General features: G+C 72.6%; 22 protein-coding genes. 6 read left to right on the top strand and 16 right to left on the bottom strand.

Annotation, left to right across the window (positions count from 1 at the left end; all coding sequences use genetic code 11):
* Positions 1-173: 173 nt before the first annotated feature.
* Entirely contained in the window at positions 174-758 is a 585-nt protein-coding gene (locus PV963_RS23200; protein WP_274817669.1) for a hypothetical protein, read from the top strand.
* Positions 759-790: 32 nt separating this feature from the next.
* On the opposite strand, the gene PV963_RS23195 is transcribed toward PV963_RS23200, so the two are convergent.
* Positions 791-1,780, bottom strand: coding sequence for an NAD(P)H-quinone oxidoreductase (locus tag PV963_RS23195; protein ID WP_274817668.1), 990 nt, complete (start codon positions 1,778-1,780; stop codon positions 791-793).
* A gap of 170 nt (positions 1,781-1,950) precedes the next feature.
* Here PV963_RS23195 and PV963_RS23190 point away from each other — a divergent pair, with 170 nt between their 5' ends.
* Positions 1,951-2,985 carry an ATP-binding cassette domain-containing protein gene (locus tag PV963_RS23190; RefSeq protein ID WP_274817667.1) on the top strand — a complete coding sequence of 345 codons (1,035 nt, stop codon included), beginning with the start codon at positions 1,951-1,953 and terminating at the stop codon, positions 2,983-2,985.
* A complete protein-coding gene (locus PV963_RS23185; RefSeq protein ID WP_274817666.1) occupies positions 2,982-3,830 on the top strand; it encodes an ABC transporter permease in 849 nt (282 codons plus the stop codon). The genes PV963_RS23190 and PV963_RS23185 overlap by 4 nt, the downstream gene beginning before the upstream one ends.
* A gap of 68 nt (positions 3,831-3,898) precedes the next feature.
* On the opposite strand, the gene PV963_RS23180 is transcribed toward PV963_RS23185, so the two are convergent.
* The 6 genes from PV963_RS23180 to pdhA form a co-directional block, all read right to left on the bottom strand.
* On the bottom strand, positions 3,899-5,014 hold the full coding sequence (locus tag PV963_RS23180) for a potassium channel family protein (protein ID WP_274817665.1): 1,116 nt from the start codon (positions 5,012-5,014) through the stop codon (positions 3,899-3,901).
* Complete coding sequence (locus PV963_RS23175) at positions 5,011-6,393, bottom strand: molybdopterin molybdotransferase MoeA (RefSeq protein WP_274817664.1); 1,383 nt, start codon at positions 6,391-6,393, stop codon at positions 5,011-5,013. Before PV963_RS23175 ends, PV963_RS23180 begins: the two co-directional genes overlap by 4 nt.
* A complete protein-coding gene (locus PV963_RS23170) occupies positions 6,390-7,364 on the bottom strand; it encodes an NTP transferase domain-containing protein (RefSeq protein ID WP_274817663.1) in 975 nt (324 codons plus the stop codon). Before PV963_RS23170 ends, PV963_RS23175 begins: the two co-directional genes overlap by 4 nt.
* Before the next feature lie 86 nt (positions 7,365-7,450).
* Positions 7,451-8,845, bottom strand: coding sequence for a dihydrolipoamide acetyltransferase family protein (locus PV963_RS23165; protein WP_274817662.1), 1,395 nt, complete (start codon positions 8,843-8,845; stop codon positions 7,451-7,453).
* On the bottom strand, positions 8,845-9,849 hold the full coding sequence (locus tag PV963_RS23160; RefSeq protein WP_274817661.1) for an alpha-ketoacid dehydrogenase subunit beta: 1,005 nt from the start codon (positions 9,847-9,849) through the stop codon (positions 8,845-8,847). Before PV963_RS23160 ends, PV963_RS23165 begins: the two co-directional genes overlap by 1 nt.
* Positions 9,846-10,997 (bottom strand): pyruvate dehydrogenase (acetyl-transferring) E1 component subunit alpha, encoded by a 1,152-nt coding sequence (gene pdhA / locus PV963_RS23155; protein ID WP_274817660.1) that lies wholly within the window; start codon positions 10,995-10,997, stop codon positions 9,846-9,848. Before pdhA ends, PV963_RS23160 begins: the two co-directional genes overlap by 4 nt.
* A gap of 191 nt (positions 10,998-11,188) precedes the next feature.
* Here pdhA and PV963_RS23150 point away from each other — a divergent pair, with 191 nt between their 5' ends.
* The gene (locus tag PV963_RS23150) at positions 11,189-11,674 is read left to right on the top strand and encodes an Lrp/AsnC family transcriptional regulator (protein ID WP_274822100.1); all 486 of its coding nucleotides are present in this window, start codon (positions 11,189-11,191) and stop codon (positions 11,672-11,674) included.
* A gap of 1 nt (position 11,675) precedes the next feature.
* On the opposite strand, the gene PV963_RS23145 is transcribed toward PV963_RS23150, so the two are convergent.
* Both PV963_RS23145 and PV963_RS23140 read right to left on the bottom strand, forming a co-directional pair.
* Complete coding sequence (locus tag PV963_RS23145) at positions 11,676-12,266, bottom strand: TetR/AcrR family transcriptional regulator (RefSeq protein ID WP_274817659.1); 591 nt, start codon at positions 12,264-12,266, stop codon at positions 11,676-11,678.
* Positions 12,263-13,780: a 3-hydroxyacyl-CoA dehydrogenase gene (locus tag PV963_RS23140; protein ID WP_274817658.1), complete on the bottom strand. Its 1,518-nt coding sequence runs from the start codon at positions 13,778-13,780 to the stop codon at positions 12,263-12,265. Before PV963_RS23140 ends, PV963_RS23145 begins: the two co-directional genes overlap by 4 nt.
* Before the next feature lie 160 nt (positions 13,781-13,940).
* Between PV963_RS23140 and paaN the strand changes: the two genes are divergently transcribed.
* On the top strand, positions 13,941-15,632 hold the full coding sequence (gene paaN / locus PV963_RS23135; protein ID WP_274817657.1) for a phenylacetic acid degradation protein PaaN: 1,692 nt from the start codon (positions 13,941-13,943) through the stop codon (positions 15,630-15,632).
* Here the strand turns inward: paaN and PV963_RS23130 are convergent.
* From PV963_RS23130 to PV963_RS23120, 3 genes are read right to left on the bottom strand one after another with little or no spacing between them, the layout of a single operon-like run.
* Positions 15,629-16,369, bottom strand: coding sequence for a TrmH family RNA methyltransferase (locus tag PV963_RS23130; protein ID WP_274817656.1), 741 nt, complete (start codon positions 16,367-16,369; stop codon positions 15,629-15,631). The genes paaN and PV963_RS23130 overlap by 4 nt on opposite strands.
* Positions 16,366-17,577 (bottom strand): HTTM domain-containing protein, encoded by a 1,212-nt coding sequence (locus PV963_RS23125; protein ID WP_274817655.1) that lies wholly within the window; start codon positions 17,575-17,577, stop codon positions 16,366-16,368. Before PV963_RS23125 ends, PV963_RS23130 begins: the two co-directional genes overlap by 4 nt.
* Positions 17,574-18,347 (bottom strand): DUF5819 family protein, encoded by a 774-nt coding sequence (locus PV963_RS23120; RefSeq protein ID WP_274817654.1) that lies wholly within the window; start codon positions 18,345-18,347, stop codon positions 17,574-17,576. The genes PV963_RS23125 and PV963_RS23120 overlap by 4 nt, the downstream gene beginning before the upstream one ends.
* Before the next feature lie 412 nt (positions 18,348-18,759).
* On the opposite strand from PV963_RS23120, the gene PV963_RS23115 reads away from it, so the two are divergent.
* On the top strand, positions 18,760-19,893 hold the full coding sequence (locus tag PV963_RS23115; RefSeq protein WP_274817653.1) for an acyl-CoA dehydrogenase family protein: 1,134 nt from the start codon (positions 18,760-18,762) through the stop codon (positions 19,891-19,893).
* A 68-nt stretch (positions 19,894-19,961) separates the two neighbouring features.
* Here PV963_RS23115 and PV963_RS23110 read toward each other — a convergent pair whose 3' ends face one another.
* The 4 genes from PV963_RS23110 to PV963_RS23095 form a co-directional block, all read right to left on the bottom strand.
* Complete coding sequence (locus PV963_RS23110) at positions 19,962-20,291, bottom strand: rhodanese-like domain-containing protein (RefSeq protein ID WP_086852278.1); 330 nt, start codon at positions 20,289-20,291, stop codon at positions 19,962-19,964.
* 64 nt (positions 20,292-20,355) lie between these two features.
* Positions 20,356-21,267 (bottom strand): hypothetical protein, encoded by a 912-nt coding sequence (locus tag PV963_RS23105; RefSeq protein WP_274817652.1) that lies wholly within the window; start codon positions 21,265-21,267, stop codon positions 20,356-20,358.
* A gap of 71 nt (positions 21,268-21,338) precedes the next feature.
* On the bottom strand, positions 21,339-22,772 hold the full coding sequence (locus PV963_RS23100) for a DUF2252 domain-containing protein (RefSeq protein ID WP_274817651.1): 1,434 nt from the start codon (positions 22,770-22,772) through the stop codon (positions 21,339-21,341).
* 116 nt (positions 22,773-22,888) lie between these two features.
* Entirely contained in the window at positions 22,889-23,644 is a 756-nt protein-coding gene (locus PV963_RS23095) for a ScbR family autoregulator-binding transcription factor (protein WP_274817650.1), read from the bottom strand.
* Between the last annotated feature and the right edge of the window lie 151 nt (positions 23,645-23,795).

Genomic DNA, 23,795 nt, shown 5'->3' with positions numbered 1-23,795 from the left:
CGGGTCAGGCCTCGGGTTGCTCACCAAAGGGTGAATCCGGCCCATGGCAGCGATTCCGCCTGTCGGCCGAACCCGGAGTGCCGGACGAGTGGTGCGGTGTGAGGCTGATTGCCTCGATCTGACCGAACTTGCCGGAATTGCCCTACCGGGCACGGCGGGAGGGGGTCACCCACGTGACTCCATGGCAACGCGCACTGCGGGCGACGGGACTGGTGGTCGCCCTGGGGGCGGGTGCGGTCGTCTCACCGTACGGAGCCGGCGTCTCGTACGGAGCTGTCCAGTCCGTCCGGCCGTACGGCTCCGTGCAGTCGTACGGCTCCGTGCAGTCGTACGGCTCCGTGCAGTCGTACGGCTCCGTCGTCGCGAACGACGTCCTCGCATACGACGTCCTGGCATACGACGACGGCCCCGGGGGCGGTGCCCTCGCCGCGCCCTCCGCCCCTTCCGCCCCCTCCGCCCCGGGCAAGCCCTCGCGGGCCGGGAGCCGGGCCGGGGAGGGGCGGGAGCGGCCGGGGCGGCCCGAGGACGCCGAGCGGGAACGGGGCGCCGGTGAGGTCACAGCCGTACCCGAGGAACCCCGGGAAGCCGCCCCCGAGCCCTCCGCGCCCACGGAGCAGCCCGAGCGGGAGGCCGCCGCCGCGCGCGCCGAGCGCCCCGTCGGGCCGGTCCTGCGCATCCTGCCGCTGGGCAGCGGCCTGGTCCTGATCGGCCTCGGCCTCGGACTCGCCTTCTTCGCCCTGCGGCTGGGGCGGGTCTAGGGCCCGCCTGCTGAGGCCTGTCCGCCGGGGCCTCAGGCGCCCTGCGGGGTGATCAGCAGTACCTTGCCGATGTGGCCGCTCTCCTCCACGACCCGGTGGGCGGCGGCCGCGTCCGGCATCGGGAGCTCGCGGTCGACGACCGGGCGCAGGTGACCGCCGGAGAACAGGGGCCAGACGTGTTCCCGCACGGCCGCGACGATGGCCGCCTTCTCCTCCAGCGGCCGCGCGCGCAGGGACGCCGCTGTGATGGCGGCGCGCTTGGCGAGCAGGGCGCCGATGTTCAGCTCGCCCTTGACGCCGCCCTGCATGCCGATGATCGCGAGCCGGCCGTTGACGGCAAGGGCCTTGACGTTGCGCTCCAGGTACTTGGCGCCCATGTTGTCGAGGATGACGTCGGCACCGGCGCCGTCCGTGGCCTTCCTGACCTCGTCGACGAAGTCCTGCTCGCGGTAGTTGACCAGGATGTCGGCGCCCAGTTCGGCGCACCGGTCCAGCTTCTCCTTGGTGCCGGCCGTGACGGCCACCCTGGCGCCGACGGCCTTGGCGAGCTGGATGGCCATGGTGCCGATGCCGCTGGAGCCGCCGTGCACGAGCAGCGTCTCACCCGGGCGCAGGTGGGCCATCATGAAGACGTTCGACCAGACGGTGCAGGTCACCTCGGGCAGGGCAGCGGCCTGCTTCAGGCCGACGCCCTCCGGCACGGGCAGCAGCTGTCCGGCCGGGACGACCACCTTCTCGGCGTAGCCGCCGCCGGACAGCAGCGCGCACACCTCGTCGCCGCTCTCCCAGCCGGAGACACCGGGGCCGATCTCGGCGATCCGCCCGGAGCACTCCAGGCCGGGGTAGGGGGACGCGCCGGGCGGCGGGTCGTAGAAGCCCTGCCGTTGCAGGATGTCGGCCCGGTTGACGGCACCGGCCGTCACCTCGACCAGGACCTCGCCCTCGCCGAGCACGGGATCCGGGACCTCGTCCCAGACCAGCGCCTCGGGCCCACCAGGTTCGGGAATCGTGATCGCATGCATGAGGGGGACGGTACTCCTAGGTCGCCGGACGGAGACCGGTCCGCCCCCGGGTCGACTCCCCCTCCGTCATCGGTCCGGTCCTGCCCGAAACCCGTATGCGAGACCGATGAGTTTGCGCGACGGTGAAGGTCTGCCCATGCGTAGCCCACGTACTCGGAAGGACCCGAAACATGAGCACGCAGACGTCCGGCCTGGCGATCGAGACCGCGGGCCTGGTGAAAACGTTCGGCGAGACCAGGGCGGTCGACGGAGTGGACCTGTCCGTGCCCGCGGGCGCGGTCTACGGCGTCCTCGGCCCGAACGGCGCCGGCAAGACCACCACCGTGAAGATGCTCGCCACACTGCTCCGGCCGGACGGTGGCGAGGCCCATGTCTTCGGCCACGACATCGTCCGCGAGGCCGACGAGGTGCGCGGCCGGGTGAGCCTCACCGGCCAGTACGCGTCGGTGGACGAGGACCTCACCGGCACCGAGAACCTGGTCCTGCTGGGCCGCCTGCTCGGCCACCACAAGAAGGCCGCCCGGGACCGCGCCGCCCAGCTCCTGGAGGCCTTCGGGCTCACGGAGGCGGCCGGGAAGCAGGTCAAGCACTACTCGGGCGGCATGCGGCGCCGCATCGACATCGCCGCGTCCATCCTCAACACCCCCGACCTGCTGTTCCTCGACGAGCCGACCACCGGCCTCGACCCGCGCAGCCGCAACCAGGTCTGGGACATCGTGCGGGCCGTCGTCGCCCAGGGCACCACCGTGCTGCTGACCACGCAGTACCTGGACGAGGCCGACCAGCTGGCGTCCCGGATCGCCGTCATCGACCGCGGCCGGGTGATCGCCGAGGGCACCAAGGGCGAGCTGAAGTCGTCCGTCGGCGCCGGATCCGTCCATCTGCGGCTACGAGATCCGGACCAGCGGCCCCTGGCGGCGGACCTGCTGCGCCGGACCCTCGACGCGCAGGTGCAGCAGGAACCCGACCCGGTGGCCCTCACCGCCCGCCTCGGTGCGGCGGCGAGCGACGACAGCGCGGCCCAGCAGGCGTCCCGGGCGCTGAGTGAGCTGGCCCACGCCGGGATCACCGTCGACAACTTCTCACTGGGCCAGCCCAGCCTGGACGAGGTGTTCCTCGCCCTCACCGGCCACGACACGCACGACTCCGGCCACGCCGACGGCTCCGGCGACTTCGACGACCCGAAGGACGAGGTGGCGGCATGAGCACCGCGACGACCACCGAGAGCAAGGAACTCGCCCCGGTCAGCGCCGAATCCCTCGCCGCGCTGCTCATCTCCAAGGAGCGTCCGCCCCGGCCCAGCGCCTGGTCGGCCTCGATGACCTTCGGCTGGCGGGCGATCCTCAAGATCAAGCACGTGCCGGAGCAGCTCTTCGACGTCACGGCGTTCCCGATCATGATGGTGCTGATGTACACGTACCTGTTCGGCGGGGCGCTGGCCGGCTCGCCGGAGGAGTACATCCAGTTCCTGCTGCCGGGCATCCTCGTGATGTCGGTCGTGATGATCACGATGTACACGGGCGTCTCGGTCAACACGGACATCGAGAAGGGCGTCTTCGACCGGTTCCGCAGCCTGCCGATCTGGCGGCCGTCGACGATGGTCGGCTATCTGCTCGGCGACGCCCTGCGCTACACCATCGCATCCGTCGTGATGCTCACCGTCGGCATCATCCTCGGCTACCGGCCGGACGGCGGCATCGGCGGTGTGCTCGCCGGGATCGCCCTGCTGGTGCTGTTCTCGTTCGCGTTCTCGTGGATCTGGACGATGTTCGGGCTGATGCTGCGCACCGAGAAGTCGGTGATGGGCGTCAGCATGATGGTGATCTTCCCGCTCACCTTCCTGTCCAACGTCTTCGTCGACCCGAAGACGATGCCGGGCTGGCTGCAGGCGTTCGTCAACAACAGCCCCATCACGCATCTGGCGTCGGCGGTGCGCGGCCTGATGGACGGCGACTGGCCTGCCGCCGAGGTCGCCTGGTCGCTGGGCTGGGCCGGGCTGTTCGTGCTGGTCTTCGGGCCGATCACGATGCGGCTGTACAACCGGAAGTAGGGCACGGGGCCCTCCGCCGGCCGTCGCGCACGGGGGCGTGCGTGGCGGCCGGCCTCCTGTCTCGCCGGTCAGCTGCGGGACATCGGAGGCATCGGCGGCATCGGTCGCATGTCGGGCGCGACCTGTGTGCCGGGCGTCGCCCGCACGATCGTGATGAGCCGGTCGGTCAGCTCCAGTGTCCCGACGGCCGGATCGTCGTAGCCGAGCACCCGGTGACCGCGTATGACGCTCACCACCAGGTCGGTGATCTCCCGCGGGGTCTTGCCCACCTCGGCCTTGACCACCGGCCGTTCGACGATGTCGAGCCCGCTGCCCTGCTGGATGAGGTCCTCCATCACCATGCCCGCGGAGGGGCTGAGCACGGAGAGGCCGAGCAGACGGCCGGCGGCGCTGGCGCTGGTGATGACCGCGTCGGCGCCCGACTGCTTCAGCAGCGGCGCGTTCTCCTCCTCCCGCACGGCGGCCACGATCTTCGCCCCGCGGTTGAGCTGCCGGGCCGTCAGCGCCACCAGGACCGCCGTGTCGTCGCGCTGCGTGGCGATGATGATCTGGCGCGCCTTGTGCACCTCGGCCCGCTTCAGCACCTCACTGCGCGTCGCGTCCCCGACGATGCCCACGTAGCCCTCGGCGGCCGCGGCGTCGATCGCCTTGGAGCTCGGGTCGACCACGACGACCTGATCCTTCTTCAGACCCGTCGCACAGACGGTCCGGATCGCCGACCTGCCCTTCGTGCCAAAGCCGATGACGACGGTGTGATCGCGCAACGTGGACCTCCAGCGGTTCAGTCGCCACTCCTCCCGGGTGCGTTCGGTGAGGGCTTCGAGCGTGGTGCCGACCAGGATGATCAGGAACAGCACGCGCAGCGGCGTGATGACGAGGATGTTGGTGAGCCGGGCGGCGTCACCGGCCGGGGTGATGTCGCCGTAGCCGGTGGTGGAGAGGGTGACGGTCGCGTAGTAGAACGCGTCGAGGAGGGTGAGGCCGCCGCCCGCGTTGTCGTTGTAGCCGTCGCGGTCGGCGTAGACGATCAGCGCGGTCGCGACGAGGACCACCAGTGCCATGGAGAGCCGTTTGGCGACCTGGCGGATCGGGTGCTCCACCACTTTCCTCGGGAGTTTCACCCGATGGGTCACCAGATGCTCGTCCGCCTGGCGGGCAATCACGTCCTGGCCCGGAAGTTTCACGTGAAACACACCCCGATTCCTCCGGACGCCCAAGGCAGGTCGAGCAGTTCCGCCTCCTGCCCCGGACGTGCTCCACCTGGGGGTACGACGGCCAGCGCGTCGGCCGCCGCGATGCCGCGCAGCATGGCCGGACCGTTGTAGTGCAGCGGCACGGCCTGGTCGCCCCGCAGGACGACGGGGACGAGCCGGGTGTCGTGCGGGTGCCCGTGCACGGCCTCCCTGAGCGGCAGCGTGTACGGCTCCGGGGCCGGGCGGGCCGCGAGGGTCCGCAGCAACGGCTCGGCGAGCGTCAGCAGTCCGGAGACGGCGGCGAGCGGGTTGCCCGGCAGGCCGACGAGGTGCTGGGTCTCCGCGATGCGCGCCAGCAGCATGGGGTGGCCGGGGCGCACCTTGACGCCGTCCACGAGGAGCTCGGCACCGATGCGGCGCAGGATGGGGTGGACGTGGTCGACGGGGCCCGCGGCGGTGCCGCCGGTGGTGACGACGACATCGGCGTCGGACGTGGTGATCGCCCGGTGCAGGGCGTCGGCGTCGTCACCGACGCGTCGTACGGCGGTGACCTCGGCGCCGAGCGCCCTCAGCCAGGGCGGCAGCATCGGGCCGAGCGCGTCCCGGATCAGACCCTCGTGCGGCCGTCCCTCGGTGAGCAACTCGTCGCCGAGGACGAGGACTTCGACACGAGGGCGTGGGACGGCGGTGACGGTGTCGTATCCGGCCGCTGCGGCGAGACCGAGTACGGCCGGGGTCACCAGGGCGCCGACGGGGAGCAACTGGTCGCCGCTGCGGCATTCCTGGCCGCGCGGGCGGATGTCCTGGCCGGGCACGATCTCCCGGGTCGCGTGCAGGCGGCCCTTGTCGTCGGTGCGGCCGTGCTCGCTGCGCAGGACGGCGGTGGTGTCCGGGGGGATGCGGGCGCCGGTGGCGATCCGGACGGCCTCGCCGTCGGTCAGGGGCTCGTGCGCGGCGTGCCCGGCCAGGACGCCGTCGTCCCGTACGTCCCAGGGGGCGGGCCCGGCGACCGCCCAGCCGTCCATCGCGGAGGTGTCGAAGGAGGGGAGGTCGGTGAGGGCGTCGAGCGGGGCGGCGAGGGTGAGCCCCAGGGCGGCGTCCAGCGGCACCGAGACCGGGGCGCGGCGGGTGGCCCGGGCGATGCTCCGGGCAGCGCGTTCGGCGATGACCCGGGCCTGTGGCCAGGGGGTGGCGTGGTGGCGGGCGTCGGGCCGGGGGGAGGCGTCCGGCCGGCCGGATGCGCTGCGGCTGTCCGTTCCACCTCGTTCGCCGGGGCCGGGCGGGTGGTTGCTGTTGTTCACGAGGGCGAGCACCTCCTCGACGTCGAGGTCCTCGGCGTCCTCGCCGGCGCGGGTGCCGTGCGGGGTCATCCGGCGTCCGGGCGGGTGTCGGGCGTCGCGTCGGGGGCGACGTCGGGCTGGGGCGGAGCGGCGGAGGATTGGTCCTCTGCGGTACTTTCCTCCGCCCAGCGGGTGGCGAGAGCCGCGGCCCTTCGGGCGGCCTCGGCGACCGCCTCCGGGCCGCCGCCCGCCCGTGCGGCCGCGTAGCCGACGAGGAAGGTGGTCAGCGGCGCCGCCGGCCGGTCCACACCGTGGGCGGCGTCGCGGGCGAGGTCGAGCAGAAGGCGGGTGTCGACGTCGAGGTCGATCCCCAGGTCGTCCTTGACGGCGGAAATCCATTCATCCAACACGTGCCCATGCTCCCTGATGCGTGCCCTGGCGGTGGCGATGTCGTCCCAGGTGTCGCAGTCGAACGACGCGACGGGGTCGGCGATGCGGGTGAGGTTCAGCTCGGCGACGAGGCGCCGCAGCGGGAGACCGGCGAGACCCTTGTGCCGGTCGGTGAGGAGGGCGAGCACCTCGCGCAGCCGCGGCGCGGCGTACGCGGCCACGAGGGGCTGGTCACGGCCCTCGGGGTCGGTCAGCAGCACGCCGGCGGCGCCGCTCGCCCGGAGCGTGCTCAGCAGCCGGTCGACGGTGCGTTCCTCCAGGAACGGCAGGTCGGCGGAGAGCACCACGACGTGCTCCGCCGTGGTGTGCCGGAGCCCGGCGTCGAGCGCTGCGACCGGCCCGCCGCCGGGCGGGTCCTCGTGGGCCCAGGTCACGGGCCGTGCCGTCGGCCGGGGCGCGGCGACGACGACGGTGCCGCGGGCGCCCGCGCAGGCGGCGAGCACGCGGTCGAGCAGGGCCCGGCCGCCCACCCGCACACCGGGTTTGTCCGCGCCGCCGAGCCGGCGGGCGGCACCCCCGGCGAGCACGACGGCGTCGTACGCGACGGAATCCGGCCGCCGCGCGGGGCCGGAACCGGTGCCGGGTTCACCCGGGAGCTCGTAGGCGGTCACACCCCGAGTATGCGTGCCCCCGCGATCACAAGGAACGCGGGGGAACGGACACGATCACGGGCAACAGCTCGCGGGCCGAACAGGAATCACAGCGTCCGCAGCAGCACCGCCGGTTGTTCCACGCAGTCGGCCACGTAGCGCAGGAAGCCGCCCGCCGTGCCGCCGTCGCACACCCGGTGGTCGAAGGTGAGCGAGAGCTGGACGACCTGCCGCACCGCCAGCTCGCCCTCGTGCACCCAGGGCTTGGGGACGATGCGGCCGACGCCGAGCATGGCCGCCTCGGGGTGGTTGATGATCGGTGTGGAGCCGTCGACGCCGAAGACTCCGTAGTTGTTCAACGTGAAGGTCCCGCCGGTGAGTTCCGCGGGCGTCAGCGTCCCGGTCCGGCCCGCCTCGGTCAGCCGGGCGAACTCAGCGGTCAGCGACTCGGCGTCGCGCGCGTGCGCGTCCCGGACGACCGGGACGACGAGCCCCCGGTCGGTCTGCGCGGCGAAGCCCAGGTGCACGTGGTCGAACCGGACGACCTCCCTGGCCTCGGCGTCCACGGTGGAGTTGAGCTCGGGGAAACGGGCGAGGGCCGCCGTGCAGATCCGGGCCAGCAGGGCCAGGAGGGAGATCTTCGGGCCGCCGGCCGCGTTCATGGCCGTGCGTGCCCGCATCAGCTCCGTGGCGTCGGCGTCCACCCAGCAGGTCGCGTCCGGGATCTCGCGGCGGCTGCGCGCCAGCTTGTCGGCGACGGCGCCCCGGACGCCCTTGAGCGGGATACGGGCCCCGGCGTGAGCCGCTGTCGCGGTGGGCCGCGGTGCGGTGGCCGTGCTCGTCGGCTGCGGCACGGGTGTGTGAGGCTCCGCCGTGGGCGCCGCCGCACCCGATCGGGCAGCGGCACGCAGGGCGTATTCGACATCCGCCCGCAGGATCAGCCCGTCGGGGCCGGACCCGGTCAGCTCCCGCAGGTCGAGGCCGTTCTGCCGGGCCAGCCTGCGGACCAGGGGCGAGATCACGGGAACCGGGCCGTCCTCGGTCTCGGGGACACCGGCCTGCCCGTTCAGCGCCGCCGGGACAGCGCCCTGCCCGTTCACCTCCCGGGAGCCTGGCGCGGACGCACGGGACACCGGCCTCTCCTGCCGCACCCTGCGTCGCCGCGCGGGTGCCTCGGAGGTGCCGTATCCGACCAGGACGTTGCCGGAACCCTCGGCACCGGCGGCCTCGGTGTCCCCGGCACCGGCCGCCGGCCGCTCACCCACCGCCACCGTGATCAGCGGCGCCCCGACGGGCAGTTCCGTGCCCTCCTCGCCGAAGCGGGCCGTGACCACACCGCCGTAGGGGCAGGGCACCTCGACCATCGCCTTGGCCGTCTCGACCTCGACGACCGGCTGGTCGATGGAGACCACGTCGCCGACCTCGACCAGCCAGCGCACGATCTCCGCCTCGGTGAGCCCCTCACCGAGGTCCGGCAGCTTGAATTCCAGCACCTGTGCCATCAGCTCTCGGCCTCCCACTGCAGACGCCCCACGGCGTCCAGGATCCGGTCCACACCGGGCAGGTGGTGGCGCTCCAGCATCGGCGGCGGATACGGGACGTCGAACCCGGCCACCCGCAGCACCGGCGCCTCCAGGTAGTGGAAGCAGCGCTCCGTGACCCGGGCCGCGATCTCCCCGCCCGGGCCCCCGAAAGAACCCGACTCGTGGACGACGACCGCGCGTCCCGTCCGCCGCACCGAGGCGCACACCGTCTCGTCGTCGAACGGCACCAGGGAGCGCAGATCGACGACTTCGAGGTCCCAGCCCTCGGCCCGGGCCGCCTCGGCCGCCTCCATGCAGACGGGTACGGACGGCCCGTACGTGATGAGCGTGGCGCTCCGGCCCGAGCGCCGCACCACCGCGCGGCCGATCGGTTCAACGGGCACCGGCTCCTCGGGGTTCCAGGAGTCCTTCGACCAGTACAGCCGCTTCGGCTCCAGGAAGACGACCGGGTCGTCGGAGGCGATCGCGGCGCGCAGCAGGCCGTAGGCGTCGGCGACGGTGGCCGGCGTGACGACATGGAGCCCCGGAGTCGCCATGTAGTACGCCTCGGAGGAGTCGCTGTGGTGCTCGACGCCGCCGATGCCGCCGCCGTAGGGCACGCGGATGGTGATCGGGAGCGGCATCCTGCCGCGGGTGCGGTTGCGCATGCGGGACACGTGCGAGATGAGCTGTTCGAACGCCGGGTAGGCGAACGCGTCGAACTGCATCTCCACGACCGGGCGCAGGCCGTACATGGCCATGCCCACCGCCGTGCCGAGAATCCCCGCCTCCGCGAGCGGGGTGTCCGTGCAGCGGTCCTCGCCGAACTCCTTGGCGAGTCCGTCGGTGACGCGGAAGACACCGCCGAGGGTGCCGACGTCCTCGCCCATGACGTGCACGGCGGGGTCGGCGGCCATGGCGTCGCGCAGCGCGCGCGTGAGGGCCTGCGCCATGGTGGCCGGCTTGACGGCGACGGTGGTCATCGGTGCGTGCCCCCTTCCGGTGCGGTCTCGGCCGCGGCCTCCAGCTCGGCCCGCAACTGCTCCCGCTGGTCGCGCAGTTGGGTGGTGGGCTCGGCGTAGACGTGGGCGAACAGGTCCATGGGGTCGAGCGCCGGGTCCTTGTTCATGTGCGCGCGCAGGTCGGCGGCCATCGCCTCGGCGGCGTCCCGTGCGGCCTGCTTCCCGGCCTCGTCGAGCAGGCCGCGCGCGGTCAGCTCCCGCTCCAGCAGCTGGATCGGGTCGTGCTCGCGCCAGGTCTCGACCTCGGCGTCGCCGCGGTAGCGGGTCGCGTCGTCGGCGTTGGTGTGGGCGTCGACGCGGTAGGTGATCGCCTCGACGAGGGTGGGTCCGCCGCCCGCGCGCGCGTGCCGTACGGCGTCGCTCAGCACCTCGTGCACGGCGGCGGCGTCGTTGCCGTCGACCAGGCGGCCGGGCATGCCGTAGCCGACGGCCTTGTGGGCCAGCGACGGGGCCGCGGTCTGCTTGGCGAGCGGGACGGAGATCGCGAAGCCGTTGTTCTGCACCAGGAAGACGACGGGGGCCTGCCAGACGGCGGCGAAGTTCAGCGCCTCGTGGAAGTCGCCCTCGCTGGTGCCGCCGTCGCCGACCATGGCCAGCGCGACCACGTCGTCGCCCTTGAGGCGGGCGGCGTGCGCGAGGCCCACGGCGTGCGGCAGCTGGGTGGCGAGCGGGGTGCACAGGGGGGCGACCCGGTGTTCGTACGGGTCGTAGCCGGTGTGCCAGTCGCCGCGCAGCAGCGTGAGCGCCTCGACGGGGTCCACGCCGCGGGCCACGACGGCGAGCGTGTCGCGGTAGCTGGGGAAGAGCCAGTCCTGCTCCTTCAGCACGAGCGCGGCGGCGATCTCGCAGGCCTCCTGGCCGGTGGTGGAGGGGTAGACGGCGAGGCGGCCCTGTTTGGTGAGCGCGGTGGCCTGCGCGTTGTAGCGGCGACCGCGGACCAGCTGGGCGTACAGCGTCCGCAGCAGCTCCGGGTCGGCCTTCGCGGCCGCCTCGGTACCGAGGACGCGGTACGGCTCAGCGTCGGGCAGCAGCGGCGCGGGGTCCGTGCGGGGCTGCCAGGCGGGCGGCGGGGTCGGCCGGTACGCGCCCCGCTGCTCCATGACCGTCATGACGGCACCTCCTCGTAGGAGCGGCTTCGTGCAGGCGCGTCGGCTGTGATGCGCCTCACCTACCGATTGTTCGGTCGCCGGCACAATTTGGCTACGGGTGCCCCGAGGCTGTGGACAAACGGTTCTCCACAGCCTGTGATGGACGCAGTACGTCCATGGTAAGGAGGCGGGCGCAGGTGGCATCTGAACAAATGGCCGAAAGCCAGGACGACAGCGGCCTGCTGCCGCCGCCGCGTCCGCTGGACGCCATCGACCAGGACATCCTGCGCATGCTCCAGGCGGACGGCCGCGCCTCGATACGGTCGGTCGCCGAGCGGGTCCACGTCTCGCGCGCCAACGCCTACGCCCGTATCAACCGGCTCGTCGAGGACGGTGTCATCCGCGGCTTCGGCGCCCGCGTCAACCACGAACGGGCAGGTCACGGGACGTCCGCCTACATCACCCTGAAGATCGTGCAGAACTCCTGGCGCACGGTGCGCGAGGAGCTCAGAAAGCTGCCCGGCGCCTCGCACATCGCCCTCGTGGGCGGGGATTTCGACGTACTGCTGCTGGTCCACGTGTCCGACAACCGGGCGCTGCGCGAGCTGGTGCTGACCCGGCTCCAGGCGATCGATCAGGTGCTCAGCACGCGCACGCTGCTGGTGTTCGAGGAGGAGGACCTGGAGCCACAGGGGTGAGCTATCCGGCTTTGCGCAGGCCCCCGAACGCCAGCTGCACCACCGCGTCGGCCACCTCGCGCTCGTTCATGCCCCGCCCGCCCGGCTTGTACCACTCGACGATCGAGTTGATCATCCCGAAGACCAGCCGGGTCACCAGCCGGACCTCTATGTCGCCGCGCACGTCACCGTCCGCCGCGGCGGCCTTCAGCAGGTCGGCGACCCGGTGGTCGAACTCGCGGCGGCGCTCCAGGGCCCACCGCTCGGTGTCCGTGTTGCCGCGCACGCGCAGCAGGAGGGTCACGTAGGGCAGCTCGGCTATGAGCACCTCGACCATGCGCCGGACGACGTACTCCAGACGCTCGGCGGCACGCCCCACGCGCGCGTGCTCCTCGTCGAGGATCCCGAAGAGGCCGTCCAGGGCCCGGCTCACGGCCCGGCGCAGCAGCTCCTCCTTGCCGGTGACGTGGTGGTAGATCGACGACTTGGAGATGCCGGCCGCCTTGGAGAGGTGCTCCATGGAGGTGCCGTCGTAGCCACGCTCGTTGAACACCCGGACGGCGACGGACAGCAGGGTGTCCGGGGTGTACGTGTCGCGTTTGGGGGTGGTCATGAGGCTGTGCCCTCCCGCTTGTCGGAGGCGTGGGCGCGACGGTACAGCGCGAGGGACGGCGCGTAACGCCCCGAGGGGTCGCGCAGGTGGAGGTCGTCCAGGAGCGCGTAGGCCCAGGAGCGGCCGAGCCGGCGGCTCCACTCGAAGGGCCCCAGGGGGTAGTTGACGCCGAGGCGCATCGCGGTGTCGATGTCCTCCTCGGTGGCCACGCCCTTGGCGACGGCGTCGTGCGCCAGGTCGATGATCCGCGCGACGGTCCGGGCGACGATCATGCCGGGGACGTCACCGATGACGCTGACCTTCTTGCCGAGCGCCTGGAACAGTCCGATGGCCTCGGCGAGGGTCTGCGGGGAGGTGTCCTGGGAGGCGGACAGGGCGATCCGGGTGGCCTTGCGGTAGTCCAGGGCGAGGTCGAAGTAGACGACGTCCCGGAACTCCACGGAGGTCTGCCCGTCGGCGAGGGCGAGCTGGCCGCCGCTCGGCAGCACCATGCGGGTGCCGTTGTCCTCGTCCTCGTCGCGCACGGGGATGCCCGCCTCGCGGATCAGCGCGAGCAGGTCACCGGCCGGGCCGAGGTCGCCCTCGGCGACGACGTACGCGGGCGGCTGCCGCCGCTCCGCCGTGTCGGGCTCCGGGCGCTCGGCGCCGTCCCGGTGGTCGTACCAGCCGTGGCCGGTCTTGCGGCCCAGCCGGCCGGACTCGACCAGGCGCCGCTGGGCGAGGGACGGCGTGAAGCGCACGTCCTGGAAGAAGGACTCCCAGACCGACCGCGTGACGGACTCATTGACGTCCTGGCCGATCAGGTCGGTCAGCTCGAACGCGCCCATCCTGAAGCCGCCCGACTCGCGCAGCACGGCGTCGATGGTGGCCGGGTCGGCGCCCTGCGCCTCGTACACCGCGAAGGCCTCTGCGTAGAAGGGCCGGGCGATGCGGTTGACGATGAAGCCGGGGGTGTCCGCGCAGGCGACCGGCGTCTTGCCCCAGGCGCGGGCGGTCTCGTACGCGCGCGTGGCGTACGTGACGTCGGTGGCGAACCCGGAGACGACCTCGACCAGCGGCAGCAGCGGCGCGGGGTTGAAGAAGTGCAGGCCGACGAAGCGCCCGGGAGTGCGCAGGGCGCCGCCGATGGCGGTGACGGACAGGGACGAGGTGTTGGTGGCGAGCAGGCAGTCGTCGTCGACGATGTCCTCCAGCCCGCGGAACAGGTCCTGTTTGACGTCCAGCCGCTCCAGGACCGCCTCGACGACCAGGGCGCAGTCCACCAGCTCGGAGAGGTCTTCGGCGGGCAGCAGCCGGGCGCGGGCGGCGTCCCGGTCGGCGCCGGTGAGGCGGTCCTTCTCGACGAGCCGGTCGAGGCGGGCCCCGATCGCGTCGGCCGCCTCGCGCGCCCGCCCGGGGATGGTGTCGTACAGCAGTACGGGATGGCCCGCGACCAGCGCGACCTGGGCGATTCCCTGGCCCATGGTGCCGGTGCCGACGACGGCCACGGGGCTGCTGAGGTCGAGTGCTGTCATGTGCGCGATCCTCCCGCACGGGGTTTTCCACAGATGCGGCGGACCCCCTTGAACCGACCGATCGTTCGGTTACTCTAGCTCTGTCCGAGTGTTCCTGCCCAGGTTTCTGCCCAGGTCATGAACTCGACGAAGAGTTCTTGAGACGAGGAGTTGGTCACCCATGACCGCCGCACTCTCGGCGCACGAGCTGATCGCCCGGCACCGGTCCACCCTCGACCAGGCGCTGGAAGCGATCCGCACGCGCGCGTACTGGTCCCCGCACCCCGAGCACCCCAAGGCCTACGGGGAGAACGGCAGCCTGGACGCGGCCGCGGGCAAGGCCGCCTTCGACGCCCTGCTCGGCACCCGCCTCGACCTCGGCCAGCCGGGCACGGACGACTGGGTGGGCGGCGAGACGTCCCCGTACGGCATCGACCTGGGCGTGACGTACCCGCACGCGGACCTCGACGTGCTGCTGCCCGCCATGAAGGCCGGGCAGCGGGCCTGGCGGGACGCGGGCGCGGAGCAGCGCGCGGTGGTCTGCCTGGAGATCCTCAAGCGCATCAGCGACCGGACGCACGAGTTCGCGCACGCGGTCATGCACACCTCCGGCCAGGCGTTCATGATGGCCTTCCAGGCGGGCGGGCCGCACGCGCAGGACCGCGGCCTGGAGGCGGTGGCGTACGCGTACGTGGAGCAGGTGCGCACACCCGACAACGCCGAGTGGACCAAGCCGCAGGGCAAGCGCGACCCGCTGGCCATGACCAAGCAGTTCACGCCCGTCCCGCGCGGCATCGGCCTGGTCATCGGATGCAACACCTTCCCGACGTGGAACGGCTACCCGGGCCTGTTCGCCTCCCTCGCCACCGGCAACGCGGTCCTGGTCAAGCCCCACCCGCGCGCGGTGCTGCCCCTCGCCCTCACCGTGCAGGCCGCCCGCGAGGTGCTCGCCGAGGCCGGCTTCGACCCGAACCTGATCGCGCTGGCCGCCGAGCGCCCCGGCGAGGGCATCGCCAAGACGCTCGCCCTGCGCCCCGAGATCCGGATCATCGACTACACGGGCTCGACCGCGTTCGGCGACTGGCTGGAGGCCAACGCCCGCCAGGCCCAGGTCTACACGGAGAAGGCCGGCGTCAACACGGTCGTCGTCCACTCCACGTCCGACTACAAGGGCATGCTCTCCAACCTGGCGTTCTCGCTGTCCCTGTACAGCGGCCAGATGTGCACGACCCCGCAGAACCTGCTCCTCCCGCGCGAGGGCATCTCCACGGACCAGGGCCCCAAGTCGTACGACGAGGTGGTCGCCGACCTCGCCAGGGCGATCGACGGGCTGCTGGGCGACGACGCCCGGGCCAACGCGCTGCTGGGCGCGATCGTCAACCCGGACGTGAAGGCCCGGCTGGAGGCCGCGGCGGGCCTGGGCGAAGTCGCCCTCGCCTCCCGGGAGATCACCAACCCGGACTTCCCCGGCGCGGTCGTCCGTACGCCGGTGATCGTGAAGCTGGACGGGGCCAAGCCGGACGCGGAGGCCGCCTACATGAGCGAGTGCTTCGGGCCGGTCTCCTTCGCCGTGGCGGTCGACTCGGCGGCGGATGCGGCTCAGTTGTTGCGGCGGACCGTCCGGGAGAAGGGTGCGATGACCGTCGGGGCGTACACGACCGACCCGGAGGTCGAGCAGGCCGTGCGGGAGGTGTGCCTGGAAGAGGCGGCGCAGTTGTCGCTGAATCTCACGGGCGGGGTGTATGTGAACCAGACGGCCGCGTTCTCCGACTTCCACGGGTCGGGGGGTAATCCGGCGGCGAGTGCGGCGCTGTGTGACGGGGCGTTCGTGGCCAACCGGTTCAGGGTCATCGAGGTGCGGCGGGAGGCCTAAGCCACACCGCAGCTCCAGTGGTACAAGGTCATCGCCACGCTCGTCGCCAGGTTGTAGCTGCTGACCTGCGGGCGCATCGGCAGGGACAGCAAGTGGTCCGCACGCGCGCGCAGGTCGGCGGACAGGCCGGTGCGTTCGGAGCCGAAGGCGAGGACGGCGTCGTCCGGGAGCTTGATGCCCCGGATGTCGTCGCCCTCCGGGTCCAGCGCGAACAGCGGGCCGGGCGGCAGGCCGGACACCTCGAGACGCTCCACCGCCGTCGCGAAGTGCAGCCCGGCCCCGCCGCGGACGACCGTGGGGTGCCAGGGGTCGACCGTCCCGGTGGTGACCACGCCCGTCGCCCCGAAGCCGGCCGCCAGGCGGATCACCGCCCCCGCGTTGCCCAGGTTGCGCGGGTTGTCGAGGACCACGACCGGGGCCGTGCGGGGCGTGTGCGCCAGCCTCTCGAGGTTGGACGCGCGGGAGGGCCGTACGGCCAGGGCGGCCACGGCGGTGGGGTGCGGACGCGGGACGAACGACGCGTACGTCTCGTGCGGCACCTCCGTCAGCAGCCCGGCCAGCACGTCCCGTACGTCCGGGGCCAGCTCGTCGGCGAGGGCGAGCGTGGCCGCCCGGTCGGCGGTGACCGCGACCGGCACCTCGGCGCCGAACCGCACGGCGTGCTTGAGGGCGTGGAAGCCGTCGAGCAGGACGGTGCCGCCGGCGAGCCGGCGCCAGACGGTCACGGGGTCGGTCATGCCCCGAAGCCTACGTGTGTGGCCTCGGGGCGCTCGTGGGCGTGCTGCTCGGGGGCCTGAGCGGCCCCGCCGCGCCGCAGCAGCCGGTCACGCGCGCGTGCCGCCCGGCCGCCCATGCGGCGCAGGAAGGCCGTCGGCAGGAACACCGCGTCCGCCGCGATCATCGCCAGCGAGAAGAACGGCAGCCCGAGGACGACGGCGATCACGGCGTGCTCGGTGATCATGACTGCCAGCAGGACGTTCTTCACGCGCCGGTTGAACAGCGTGAACGGGAAGGCGACCTGCACGAGGACCGTCCCGTAGGTCACGAGCATCACCATCGTGCCGCTGGCGGACAGCAGGTCGGCGAGCCCGGGCCAGGGCGAGAAGTACTCCAGGTGGAGCGGGTAGTAGACGGCGGTGCCGTCCTGCCAGCGGGAGCCCTGGATCTTGTACCAGCCGGCCGTCGCGTAGATCAGGCACGCCTCGGCCATGATCACGAGCAGGGCACCGTTGTGCACGATGTTGGCGACGACGTCGAGCATGATCCGCGGCTCACCGGGCTTCGCGCGGCGCCCCGTCAGCCACCACAGGGCCTGCGCCACCCACACGGCCCACAGCAGCGCCGGTATCAGCCAGTCATCCTCCATCCGGCCGGCCAGGGTCGCCCCGACCAGCACGAACCCCAGCACACCCCACAGGGCAGGGCCCGTCCGGTCCGTGACGCGCTCACCGCGCACGTGTGCCGCCCGGGCGCGCGCGGCCCTCCGGGCGTCCAGCGACCACACCTGGGCGCAGCGCGTGAACACCAGGTAGATCGACATCAGGTGCAGCACGTTGTCGCCGCCGTCGCCCATGAAGACGCTGCGATTCTGCAGGGACAGCACGCCGACCATGAACAGCACCGACATCGTGCGGGTGCGCCAGCCCAGCATCAGCAGGGCACTGGCGAGGATCGCGAGCAGGTAGACGGTCTCGAACCAGATCCCGCCGTCCGACCACATGAGAGCGGTGAAGGCCTTGTTGGTCCCGATCAGCTGCTCGGCGAGGTCCCAGCTCCAGGGCCCGTCGGGGCCGTAGAGCTCGTGGCGGTGGGGGAACTCGCGCAGCAGGAACAGCAGCCAGGTCGCGCTGAAGCCGATGCGGATCACGGCGGTCTGGTACGGGCCGAGGGCGGCCTCGGTGACCCGGGCGATGCCGCCCGAGACGGCCAGGGAGAAGCGGTTCACCGCACGCCTCCCCCGGCCTCGTCCGCCGGCACCGGCCACCACGGCAGCTCGCGGTAGGCCGGTGTCATGGAGACCTTCTCCCGGCTCCACCGAGGCGCGGGCACGTTGCTGGTGCGGGAGCGGACCTGGACGCGCTCGATGGCACCGCCGCCCCCGGTGGTGGCCCGCACGGCGTCGTCGCGGTCGAGGCGCAGCACCACGATCCGGCGCAGGTACGACTCGGAGAGCGAGCCGCGCAGGCCCACCGGGCGGTTCTCGCCGTCGTGCGTGGCGAGGAAGAAGTCCCAGGCGCGGCGCAGCTCGTTCTGCTGGGTGTGACTGGGCAGCAGGTTGCCGTCGATGGCCCGGCCGTCCTCGGCGGACAGGTCGTACCAGCCGGTGGTCAGCGTCCCGCCCTCCCCGTCGCGGACCTCGGCGCGGACCTGGATGGAGATGTTCTGCTGGAGCGGGTTCGGCGCGAAGAGCTTCCAGTTCTGCTCGAACTCCGGATAGATCCAGTCGTCCACGGCCTTGCCGTGCTCCCTGGTGACGGTGTTCGGCGGCGCGACGTGCAGGAACGTCATCCCGAGGTGCACGCACACCCCGACCGCGACGACCGCGAGCGCCAGCGCGACACCGATCTGGTAGCGGAGCGAGAGCGCGGCGATGCCGGCTCGGGGTGCGGCGGGCGGGCCCGGCACGGCAGGCCCGCCCGACTCGGCCGGCACACCCGGCTCGGCCGGCCGGTCCGGCCCGTGCCGGGCGTTCGAGCCTCCGTCGTACGCGTCCATTCCGCCCCGTTCCACGATCCCGGTCCGTCGTTCCGTCCGCCCGGCCCCGAGGGCGTCGTACCGCCCGCGCACCGCTGCGCGACGTCGGCACGGGCACGGTACTCAGGCCGCCCACCCGGGCACAGCCTCTTCCGCCGGTTCCGGCCGTGGCCGTCACCACACCGCGGAAGCGGACCCCCCGGCCGAGCCCGAAGCCGACCGTACGGCGCTCGCGGCGGCCGGGGAGCGGCGGTCCCCCTGGTCGGCAGGGGACCCCCGCAGGTTATCCACAGGGCGTCCGGGCAGGTCGCCCACAGGAGTGACACCCTACGGTGCCCGCCCGTACACCCATTCCCTTCTTCTAGAACCTGTTCTATCTTGCGCCCCGTCAGCTCTAGTCAGCCCAGCGGGACCGGCCGGAAGGACAGGCACCGTGGACTTCACCTTCACCGAGGAGCAGCAAGCCGCGGCCGAGGCGGCGCAGGGCGTGTTCGCCGGGGTGGCGCCGGACGCCGTGCCCAGTCCGGCCCTGACCCCGGGCGCCGTCGCCGACGCCTGCGACCGCGCCCTGTGGGCCAAGCTCGCCGACGCCGACCTGCTGAGCCTGCTGCTGGACGCGCGGTACGGCGGGGCCGGCCTGGACGCGATCGCGCTGTGCCTGGTGCTGCGGGAGTCGGCGAGAGTGCTGGCCAGGGTGCCGCTGCTGGAGAGCAGCGCGGCAGCCGCCGCCGTCCAGGCCTACGGCGGCGAGGAGGCGAAGTCCGCCCTGCTGGCCCGGGCGGGCCGGGGCGAGCTCGTGCTGACCGTCGCCGCGCACGGCCGCACCGGCCACGACCCGGCCGAGCTCGCCGTGACCGCACGGCAGGACGGCCAGGCGTGGGTGCTGGACGGAGTGCAGACGGCCGTGCCGTGGGCGTACGACGCGGACGTCACGGTCGTCCCCGCGCACACGGGGACCGGCCGGACCGTGCTGGCCCTGGTTCCGCGGGGACACGAGGGAGTCGTTCTGGCCGAGCAGTTCTCCACGAGCGGCGAGCGGCTCGGCGAGCTGCGGCTGGAGTCGGCGCGGCTGGCCGCCCGGGACGTGATCGACGCCGAGGGGGCGTGGGAGTGGCTGCGGGACCTGCTGGCCACCGGGACGTGTGCCCTGGCGCTCGGGCTCGGGGAACGCGTGCTGCGGATGACCGGGGAGTACACGAACAAGCGGGAGCAGTTCGGCTTCCCGATCGCGACCTTCCAGGCCGTCGCCGTACAGGCCGCCGACCGCTACATCGACCTGCGCGCAATGGAGGCCACGCTGTGGCAGGCCGCGTGGCGGATCGCCTCGGGGGCCCCGGGCGCGCTGCCCGCCGCCGGTGACGTCGCCGTGGCCAAGATCTGGGCGGCCGAGGGCGTACGCCGGGTCGTGCAGACGGCGCAGCATCTGCACGGCGGGTTCGGCGCCGATGTCGACTACCCCCTGCACCGCTACCACGCCTGGGCCAAGCACCTGGAGCTGTCGCTCGGCCCGGCGGCGGCGCACGAGGAGGCCCTGGGCGACCTGCTGGCGGCCCACCCCCTGGCCTGAACCCACCCGCGGACGGGCACTACAGCGCACTAAAGGGCAGACAGGGAGCTACAGGGAGCTACAGAGCGCTACAGGACGAACCCCGGCTGCCCGTCGTCCGTCACGACGGGACGGCCCGCCGCCTCCCACACCTGCATGCCGCCGTCGACGTTCACGGCGTCGATCCCCTGCTGGGCCAGATACATCGTGACCTGGGCGGAACGCCCGCCGGAGCGGCAGATCACATGGACCCGGCCGTCCTGCGGGGCGGCCTCGGTCAGCTCCCCGTACCGGGCGACGAACTCGCTGATGGGGATGTGCAGCGCCCCTTCGGCGTGACCGGCCTTCCACTCGTCGTCCTCCCGGACGTCCAGCAGGAAGTCGCCGTCCTTGAGGTCCGCGACCTCGACCGTGGGCACACCAGCTCCAAAACTCATACGTCCGACGCTACCCGAACCGGCGCGTGCCCGGCCGGGACGCGGCTCAGCCCTCCGCGAGCAGCGCGGCCAGCTCCCGCTCCCGCTCGGTGACCTGGGTGAGCAGCTGCTGCCCGATCTCGTCCAGGAGGCCGTCCGGGTCGTCCGGGGCCAGCTGGAGCATGTGGCCTATGGCGCTCTCCTCCAGCTCCTTGGCGAGCAGGGCGAGCAGTTCCTTGCGCTGGGCGAGCCATTCGAGGCGGGCGTAGAGCTCCTCGGCGCGGCTCGGGCCCCGCTTCAGCTCGGGCCCCTTGGCCCACTCCTCGGCGAGTTCGCGCAGCTCCGCCTCGTCGCCGCGGGCGTAGGCGGCGTTCACCCGGGTGATGAACTCCTCGCGCCGCTCGCGTTCCTTCTCCTCCTGCGCAAGATCCGGGTGGGCCTTGCGGGCCAGCTCGCGGTAGAGCTTGCGGGCCTCCTCGCTGGGGCGGACCCGCTGCGGTGGCCGGACCGCCTGATCCGTGAGCATCGCCGCGGCCTCCGGGAACAGGCCGCTGTCGTCCATCCAGCCGTGCAGCAGCTCCTCGACGCCGGGGATCGGCGCGAGCCGGGCCCTGGCCTCCTCCGCCCGGCGCCGGTCCTCCGGGTCGCCGCTGCGGGCGGCCCTGGCCTCCAGGATCCGGGCGTCCAGTTCCTCCAGCCGGGCGTACAGCGGACCGAGCTTCTGTTCGTGCAGCCGGGAGAAGTTCTCGATCTCGACGCGGAAGGTCTCCACCGCGATCTCGTACTCGATCAGCGCCTGCTCGGCGGCCCGCACGGCCCGCTCAAGCCTCGCCTCGGGCCGCGCCGCGTCGTCTTCGGTATGCGCCGCGCCGCCCTCGGGGCGATCCTCGCCGCCCTCGACACGCGCCGCGTCACCTTCGGGCGTCACCCGTTCCTCACCGGCGCCGCCACCACCCTGCTCAGCTTCCGGGGTCGTCACCCGACCAGCGTAGGCCACGGCCCGACCACTCCCGCGCTGCGGACAGCCTCACGCTCGATGGCGCTCAGCGGTCAGACCCCCATCTCCGCGGCGACCTTCCCCGTCCGCACCCCCGCCACCAGGTCCGCATGGTCCGCCTCCGTACGGTCCGCATAGGCGACGGCGAACGCGGCCATCGCCTCGTCCAGCTCGTCGCTCTTGCCGCAGTAGCCGGCGATGAGGCGGGGGTCGGCGCTGTGGGCGTGGGCACGGGCCAGGAGGGCGCCGGTCATCCGGCCGTAGTCGTCTATCTGGTCGGCGGCCAGGGCGGCCGGATCGACGCTGCCCTTGCGGTTACGGAACTGGCGGACCTGGAAGGGGCGCCCGTCGACCGTCGTCCAGCCCAGCAGAATGTCGCTGACGACCTGCATCCGCTTCTGCCCCAGCACGACCCGCCGGCCCTCGTGGTCGGCCACCGGGGCGTCGAAACCGGCCGTCACCAGATGCGGCACCAGCGCCGACGCACGCGCCTCCTTCACCTGGAGCACCAGCGGCTCGCCCCGGTGGTCCAGGAGCAGCACGACGTAGGACCGGGCGCCGACACTGCCGGTGCCGACGACGCGGAACGCCACGTCGTGCACCGCGTGCCGGGCGAGGAGCGGCAGGCGGTCCTCCGGCAGCGTGCCGACGTACTCCTCCAGGGACGCCGCCACCGCCGCGGCCTCCGCGTCCGGGACGCGCCGCAGCACCGGCGGGGCGTCGACGAAGCGGCGCCCGCCGTCCTCCGTGGCCTCGGTCGACTTGGCTGCGAAGCGGCCGCTGGTGTTGTGACGGGCCTTTTCGGAGACCCGCTCCAGCGTGCCGAGCAGGTCATGGGCGTCCGTGTGGGAGACGAGCTCCTCGTCCGCGATGGCGTTCCACGCGTCCAGCACCGGGAGCCTGGCCAGCAGCCGCATGGTGCGGCGGTAGGCGCCCACCGCGTCGTAGGCCGCCTTGCGGCACCTGTCCTCGTCCGCTCCGGTCTCCCGGCCCGCGAGCACCAGGGACGCCGCGAGGCGCTTCACGTCCCACTCCCACGGGCCGAGCACCGTCTCGTCGAAGTCGTTCAGATCGATGACCAGGCCGCCGCGCGCGTCGCCGTACAGGCCGAAGTTGGCCGCGTGGGCGTCGCCGCAGATCTGCGCCCGGATCCGGGTCATGGGGGTGCGCGCCAGGTCGTAGGCCATGAGGCCCGCGGCGCCGCGCAGGAACGCGAACGGTGTGGCGGCCATGCGGCCGACCCGGATCGGCGTGAGCTCGGGGAGCCGGCCGCGGCCCGACTCCTCGACCGCGCTCACCGCGTCGGGCCGGGACGCGTCCAGATCGAGCGTGGCGTGCGCGCGGCGCGGGAGCCGCTTGCGCAGGGCCTTGCCCTCGTCCTTGGGCGAGCCCTCCACGGGCCACTCGGCGAAACCGCGCACCCGGGGCAGCCGATGGGTCACCCCATGCGCCGCCCTGTCCTCGGCCCCAGCACTGTCCCTGGTCACACCGACCGCCTCCCCCGCACGCGCACGAACATCAACTCGTGCCGACCGTACAGCCGACGGCCGAAACGCGTCAGATCCCTGTGGACAACTCCACAGCTGTGGACAACCCGTGACTCCTACGCCCCCGACGAGACCTGCGTCGGCACAGCCCCCTCCTGCACCCGCCCCTGTCCCTGTCCATCAACCTGAACCTGAACCTGAACCTGAACCTGAACCCGGCCCTGATCCTGCCCCTGCACCTGCACCCGCCCCTGCGCCAGCACCCGCTCGGCCCGCTCCACCGAGATGTCGAGCCGGGCCAGCACCGCGGGAACGGCGATCCCCGGCAGGAAGTGCTCGAACAGCACGACGACGCGGCGCTCCAGATCCTGCCGCTGGCAGCGCAGCTGGGACAGCAGTTGCACCCCCGAGAAGCTGCCGACCAGCAGCTCCGCCGTCTCCGCCACGTCGACGTGCGGCAGCAGCTCGCCCTGTGCCTTGCCCTCGGCCAGCATCTGCACGTTCTGGTCGATCCACATCCGGAAGGCCGGCGTGCGGTCGAGGTCCATGGCCCCTTGGTCGAGGGCGAGCCCCACACTGGCGCGAACCAGCGGTTCCGAGCGCAGCCGGCGGGCCAGCACCAGCCCGGAGTCGACGAGTTCCTGGAGCTTGCTGGACTGCGGCGGGAGCGTGATCGCGAGCTGCTCCTCGAACACCCCCACCGCCAGCTCCTCCTTGGAGCCGAAGTGGAAGTACAGCGCGCCCTTGGTGACGCCCGCCCGGTCCAGGATCTCCCCGATCGTCGCCGAGGTGTAGCCGCGTTCGTCGAAGACGGCCGCGGCCGCTTCGAGGATGGTCCGCCGGGTGCGGATCGCGCGCTCCTGTCGCGCCATCGGGTCCCTCCTGATCTCCGTCGATTCCTGTGAAATCGCTGTGCAGCGGGGGCGCGAGAGCCTGTCCCAGCGGTTTGGCTCACCCTTTGAAACCTTTGAAAAAAACCGGCTCGTCCGTATCTTAGACAAACGCTGACCTCAGCCAGGCTGC

This window comes from Streptomyces coeruleorubidus, from assembly GCF_028885415.1.
Lineage (GTDB): Bacteria > Actinomycetota > Actinomycetes > Streptomycetales > Streptomycetaceae > Streptomyces > Streptomyces coeruleorubidus_A.
The sequence above is the reverse complement of the archived record's forward strand: the minus strand, read 5'-3'. Positions and strand labels throughout refer to the sequence as shown.